This window comes from Mucilaginibacter sp. (assembly GCF_964263795.1).
Classification (GTDB): domain Bacteria; phylum Bacteroidota; class Bacteroidia; order Sphingobacteriales; family Sphingobacteriaceae; genus Mucilaginibacter.
This window is the reverse complement of record NZ_CAXVWK010000013.1, coordinates 1-4,066: the sequence shown is the minus strand read 5'-3', so window position 1 is coordinate 4,066 and position 4,066 is coordinate 1. Positions and strand designations below refer to the sequence as shown.

Genomic DNA, 4,066 nt, shown 5'->3' with positions numbered 1-4,066 from the left:
TAAAGCCGGGTGGGGCGCATTAGGCTTCTTCACATCTACAAAAGAAAGTTATTTAATGTCATTCAGAAACTGGCAATACTCCTTTACAAACGGAATGACCTGCGACGAACAAAAGACGTCCTATTACAGATTTGCGGTTCCCGAATCAAAATTGATCGTAAGAGACACGATATCAGGGGCAGCCAAGGTAAACTTTGAAAGTCAACATGCGCCATTACTCCTCACTTCCGGTAGTGAAGATCACAGCATACCAGCTTCGCTAAACTATGCTAATTACAAAAAGTATAAAATAAGTAGCTCAGTCACGGATTACAAAGAGTTTAAGGGGCGAAATCATTTTGTACTGGGCCAGCCAACCTGGAAAGAGGATGCAGATTACATCATTGACTGGATTAAGAAACAAACAACCTAGAGCAACCAATTATCTAAATATAAAGACAAAGAAAATGACATTAATAAAAAGGGCATCTGCAGCTGCGATTTTCGCAATCATTTTATTCACAGCACCGGCAATGGCGCAATTCCCCATGCCTCCTCATGTGCCAATATGGGATGCCAATAAAACAGAGCTGACACTGCAAAAGATATCGCCTGACGTTTATGCAATAATCCCGGCTACTGCAGAGGTAGAAACAGCAAAAGGAATTCCGCAGGCAACAACTGGTGGATTTATAGTGGGAGAAAAGGGTGTAATGCTGATAGAAGTAATGTTAACAAAACGATTGTTTGATCAGGAAATAAAATTGATAAGGTCAGTAACGAATAAGCCGATCATCTACGCGGTGAATACAAGTGACCATGGAGATCATTGCTTTACTGATTACCTGCTTCCGGCATCTACTATCATCATTCAAAATGAATTTGCCAAAGATAACCTTGCAAAGAAATATGAATACATAAAGCAATTTATGGTGATGTTATTTGGAAAGGACAGAGGTATAGAAGCAACAACTTTCAGGCCGGCTGATATAGTAATACCAAAAAATAATAATCTCAAAATTGATTTAGGTAACGGAAAAGTTGTTGAGTTTATAAATACAGGCATTGCCCAATCTCCAGCCGACCTTTTTATCTGGCTGGCCAGTTCAAAGGTTTTTTGGGCAGGCAATCCCTTTATTGCAGAGAGTCCAGCTATACCCTGGCTATTCGATGGCTACTTCTTAGAACCTGTAGTTAATCTAAAGAAAATATATGACTTCTTACCTGATGACGCAATTGTTATTCCTGGTCATGGGCGGATAACAACAAAAGCGGGGATAAAATATACTCTTGATTATGTAGAAGCGCTTAAAAGAAATGTAGAAGATGCCTTAAGCAAAGGTCTTACCCTGGAACAAACAAAAGAAGCTGTTAAAATGAGCGACTTCAATAAAGGCTATATTCTTTTCGACTGGCTTCATTTCAATTTTAATCTTCCCAGCGCCTATAAGGACATCAAAGCAAGCCAGGAAACGAAATGATCCTTCCTTAATACAGAAAAATACCAAACACTTAAAAAGACTACCATGAACCCAGTTTCAATTCAATTAAACAAGACCGTTAGTAAACCACAACTTCCCTTATTTCTTTTCATCCTCGCATCATCATTAATGTTAGCCTGTAATAATCCAGGCAAACCCGCGCAGGTGAATGAAAATGCTGCAACTGTAAAAACAGAACCATCATCTGTTCAGCCTGCTGCACCGCCGTCAAACTTCAAACACCAAATGGCAAATGTAAATGGCGTAAACATTCATTATGTAATTGGCGGTGAGGGTGAGCCTATAGTTTTAATTCATGGCTTCGGACAAAACTGGTATATGTGGAACAGGCTATTGCCGGAACTGTCCAAACATTTTACTGTTATAGCGCCTGACCTTAGAGGAATAGGCGAATCTGACAAACCTGCGGGCGGTTACGATAAAAAAACAATGGCCACAGACCTGCATGAACTCGTAAAGAAACTGGGTTATAAGAGCATTAACCTTGTCGGTCATGATATTGGTTTGATGGTAGCGTATGCTTATGCTGCACAGTACGGAGACGAAGTAAAAAAAGTAGCCTTACTGGATGCTTTGATCCCCGGGGTTGAACCTGTTTGGCACCAGATTTCCACAACGGTATGGCACTTCGGCTTCTTTTCACGCCCTGTTGCAGGGGATGTTGTAGCTGGGAAGGAAAAAGAATTCTTCACAGATTTCTGGACGACGGTTACGCCTAATAAAAACCCTTTCACAAAAGAAGAGGCAGATGAATTTATAAGAGCCTACTCTACAAAGGGCTCCACTACGGGCAGTTTTCACTGGTTCGGCGAATTTTCAAAAGATGTGATAGACAATCACGAATTCATGAAAAAGAAATTGACTATGCCATTACTTGCTATGGGTGGTGAATACTTTAGCGCTCCATTTTTAGCCACTCATTGCAGGCTTGTTGCCAATAATGTTTCCGAAGTCAAAATTACAGGTTCGGGCCACTGGGTGGTTCAGGAGCAAACTGCCCAGGTACAAAAAGGATTGATGGATTTCTTCGTAGGAAAGGGATGAAAGTTCCATCACCTACACCCTATCAACTTGATCGCTTAAGCAAAATAGTAAAGTCATCAAAACGACTATTAAGAGGATGCTGGCCGTATGCGTAATCACGGGTGTAATAACTGCCCACTCACAAAACCCGTCGACGGAATTATTAAACGCTACAAACCATGAGTGGGTACCTATGGACTTCGAAAGCCAAATGGTCTTTGCCGCAAAGAATGCCAGTACTATTAAACAATGTCACTCTCTATATCGGGCTGGTAATACGGACAGATTTTCGAAAAAGTCAAAATAATAATGGAATGGTCACGCTTTTGTCGCACAATGACGTCAGTCGTTATAATAGGAATGCTATGGCAGGAACGGGAGAAATAAATGACGTATTTATACAACATAGTCCTTTAGTCTCCACCATTATTGATCTGCATGAAAAGGGTTATACGGATGATTTTATGCTGGTAGGAAAGCGGCTATTATGGATGCAGGAAAAGATTTACATATCGGCCAGTGATTTTTCTATTCTGGAATGTTTTCGGTTTGACAATCCAGACCAACCCAATAAAGTACTGTTTATCTCGGGCGTCATCGCCGCAGCTGAAAATGTACGAGGCATCTTGATGTTCCACCACGATCGCAATACAAAGATACCAGGTAGCTAAGCCTGATTCACTAATCAATATTCTTTAACTGTTGCTAAATAGTAGTTTATGAAAAAGATGTTTTTAATATCACTTACCATGGTGATCCTGGTAAAATTGCCAGCACAAAAATCAGATCTTATCATAGTCAATGGAAAGATTGCCACCATGACAAGGCCGGGCGAGTTTAAACAGGCGGTGGCAGTGAAAGATGGAATAATCCTGGCAGTTGGCAGTTCTAAAGAAATACTCACCAATTTCAAAGACGGCGCAACACGCGTGATTGATGCAGCCGGTAAGACCGTTGTGCCGGGATTAAATGACAGCCATATCCATATTATACGGGAGGGTCTCCATTACAATGCTGAGTTACGTTGGGATGGCGTAAAGACACTCAAACGCGCGATGGAAATGTTGAAAGAACAGGCAGCACGAACGCCGGAGGCTGTATGGATAAAAGTAATTGGCGGTTGGAATGAATATCAATTTGAAGAAAAAAGGCAGCCAACCCTGGATGAAATTAATGAAGCAGTTCCTGATAAGCCTGTATTTATTACTTACTTATACGGCAAAGCGTTCCTGAATAAAAAAGGAATTGAAGTTTTAAAATATACCAGAGACACAAAATATGATGGGAGCCTGATTGAGCTTGATGATCACGGAGATCCAACCGGGATGATGTATGCCAAGCAAACGCCGAAAGCAATCTATACTACGCTTGCATTGACAACAGTTCTTACCCACGAAGAACGATTGAATTCAACACAACAGTATTATCATGAGCTGAACAAGTACGGATTGACCAGTGCGATCGATGCTGCTGGTGGTGGCCAGAACTTCCCTGAAGATTACAGCATTGCGTTAGAACTGGCCAAACAGGGGAAATTAACGCTTCGTACTTCGTATTATTTA

Annotated in this window: 4 protein-coding genes and 1 pseudogene; all 5 read left to right on the top strand. The window is 41.1% G+C overall.

Annotated elements, in window-relative coordinates; all coding sequences use genetic code 11:
- A pseudogene (locus ACE5CV_RS01210) lies at positions 1 to 412 on the top strand (alpha/beta hydrolase); the annotation flags it as partial.
- Positions 413 to 446: 34 nt separating this feature from the next.
- Positions 447 to 1,460, top strand: a complete 1,014-nt coding sequence (locus ACE5CV_RS01205) for a hypothetical protein (RefSeq protein WP_374948324.1) — start codon at positions 447 to 449, stop codon at positions 1,458 to 1,460.
- Positions 1,461 to 1,505: 45 nt separating this feature from the next.
- Positions 1,506 to 2,525, top strand: coding sequence for an alpha/beta fold hydrolase (locus ACE5CV_RS01200; protein WP_374948323.1), 1,020 nt, complete (start codon positions 1,506 to 1,508; stop codon positions 2,523 to 2,525).
- Positions 2,526 to 2,683: 158 nt separating this feature from the next.
- Positions 2,684 to 3,175, top strand: coding sequence for a hypothetical protein (locus tag ACE5CV_RS01195; RefSeq protein ID WP_374948322.1), 492 nt, complete (start codon positions 2,684 to 2,686; stop codon positions 3,173 to 3,175).
- 48 nt (positions 3,176 to 3,223) lie between these two features.
- A partial coding sequence (locus tag ACE5CV_RS01190; protein WP_374948321.1) for an amidohydrolase family protein occupies positions 3,224 to 4,066 on the top strand: 843 nt, incomplete at its 3' end.

Excerpts from the sequence above, each read along its gene's own strand:
- ACE5CV_RS01200 (WP_374948323.1), top strand. The coding sequence starts at position 1,506 with ATGAACCCAGTTTCAATTCAATTAAACAAGACCGTTAGTAAACCACAA.
- ACE5CV_RS01195 (WP_374948322.1), top strand. The coding sequence starts at position 2,684 with ATGAGTGGGTACCTATGGACTTCGAAAGCCAAATGGTCTTTGCCGCAA.
- ACE5CV_RS01205 (WP_374948324.1), top strand. The coding sequence starts at position 447 with ATGACATTAATAAAAAGGGCATCTGCAGCTGCGATTTTCGCAATCATT.